This is a genomic window from Leisingera sp. F5 (assembly GCF_001593695.1).
The window spans coordinates 1-1,665 of the sequence record NZ_LUKH01000795.1 but is presented as its reverse complement, the minus strand read 5'-3'; the positions used below and the strand labels follow the sequence as shown (position 1 = coordinate 1,665).

General features: G+C 64.7%; 2 protein-coding genes and 1 pseudogene. 1 reads left to right on the top strand and 2 read right to left on the bottom strand.

Going from position 1 to position 1,665, the window contains the following annotated elements; genetic code table 11:
- A partial coding sequence (locus A2I95_RS36060) for a YHS domain-containing (seleno)protein (RefSeq protein WP_291737325.1) occupies window positions 1–391 on the top strand: 391 nt, incomplete at its 5' end.
- Window positions 392–499: 108 nt separating this feature from the next.
- Here the strand turns inward: A2I95_RS36060 and A2I95_RS36055 are convergent.
- Both A2I95_RS36055 and A2I95_RS36050 read right to left on the bottom strand, forming a co-directional pair.
- Entirely contained in the window at window positions 500–1,132 is a 633-nt protein-coding gene (locus A2I95_RS36055) for a d(CMP) kinase (protein ID WP_291737324.1), read from the bottom strand.
- Window positions 1,129–1,665: pseudogene (locus tag A2I95_RS36050) on the bottom strand (3-phosphoshikimate 1-carboxyvinyltransferase); the annotation flags it as partial. The gene A2I95_RS36055 and the pseudogene A2I95_RS36050, both read right to left, overlap by 4 nt.

Genomic DNA, 1,665 nt, shown 5'->3' with positions numbered 1-1,665 from the left:
CGGTATCTCTGCCGGCGGGGCGCCGCTGGCCGCGCATGGTGTTGACCTTGTGTCGCTGCTGGACAGCCGCAACCCGGTGGAAGGCGTGGCAAACTACTCTGCCACTGTGGATGGCGCCTCTTATTACTTCACTTCTGAGGAGAACAAGACCGCGTTCGAGGCCGATCCGGCGAAGTACTTGCCGCAGCACGGCGGCTTTTGTTCCTATGGCGTGTCTGTGGGCAAGAAATTCGACGGCGACCCGGATCAGTATCTGGTGCATGACGGCAAGCTGTTTCTGTTCCTGAACGCCGCTACCCGCGCCGCCTTCCTGGAAGACGTGCCCGGCACCGCCAAAACAGCAGACACCCAGTGGGGCCAGATCAAGCACACCGCCGTCAGCGAGCTCTGATCGCGCGCCAGCCTGCGTCCCGGGGGGCCAGGCGGTTCCGCTCCGTCCCGCCTGCCCTTGCACCCGCAGCTGATGCGTCAGCTGCGGGTGTTTTGGGTTGTTTGATGTTTATGCCAGTGTTTCGCCGGCCTCGCGGCGGGCTTCGATCACTGTGATCGCCTTGGCCAGGGCTTCTTCGATGCTCAGATCGCTGGTGTCGATCAGAATTGCATCAGCCGCCGGCCGCAATGGCGCCTCGGCACGGTTCATGTCGCGCTCGTCGCGGGCCTTCACATCACCCAGCACCTCATCCAGCGTGATCACCTTGCCCGCAGCGGCGAGTTCCAGAAACCGGCGCCGGGCGCGGACTTCGGCGCTGGCGGTGACAAAGAATTTCACCTGCGCATAGGGGCAGATCACGGTGCCGATGTCGCGCCCGTCCAGCACGGCGCCCCCGGCCCGGCGGGCAAAGGCGCGCTGGAAATCAATCAGTGCGGCGCGCACTTCGGCTATCACCGCCACTTTGGAGGCCGCCTGGGCCACCTCCCGCCCGCGCAAGTCGTCGCGCGCCAGGTCTTCCGGTGTCAGGTTCTGCGCGGCCTCAACCGGCGCCACACCATCCAGCATCTTGGCCCCCACGGCACGGTACAAGAGGCCGGTATCCAGGTGGCTGAAACCGTAATGAGCCGCCAGCGCCTTGGACAGCGTCCCCTTGCCAGCCGCCGCGGGGCCGTCGACGGCTATCGTGTAACTTTCGCTCATGTGCGCTCCAGCTTGGCGCCGAGGTCCCCCATCAGGCTCTCAAAGATCGGGAAGGATGTTGCAATCGGGCCGCCGTCATCGACGGAGACCGCGCTCTGCGCGCCCATGCCCATCACCATGAAGGACATGGCGATGCGGTGATCCAGGACGCTTTCGCAGGTGCCGCCGCCGGGCACGCCATTGATGCCCAGGCCGGTGACTTCCCACCAGTCGTCGCCTTCTTCAACCGTCACGCCATTGATGCGCAGGCCCTTGGCCATCGCGTCGATGCGGTCGCTTTCCTTGACGCGCAGCTCCTTGACGCCCGCCATCATGGTCTTGCCTTCCGCAAAGGAAGCCACCACCGACAGCACCGGGTATTCGTCGATCATCGAGGCGGCGCGTTCCGGCGGAACCTCAATGCCCTTCATATCGGGCGAGTACTTGGCCCGCAGATCGGCAACCGGCTCGCCGCCCTCTTCGCGCATGTTCTCAAACGTCAGATCCGCGCCCATGTCCTGCAGAGTATAGTAGAGGCCTGCACGGGTCGGGTT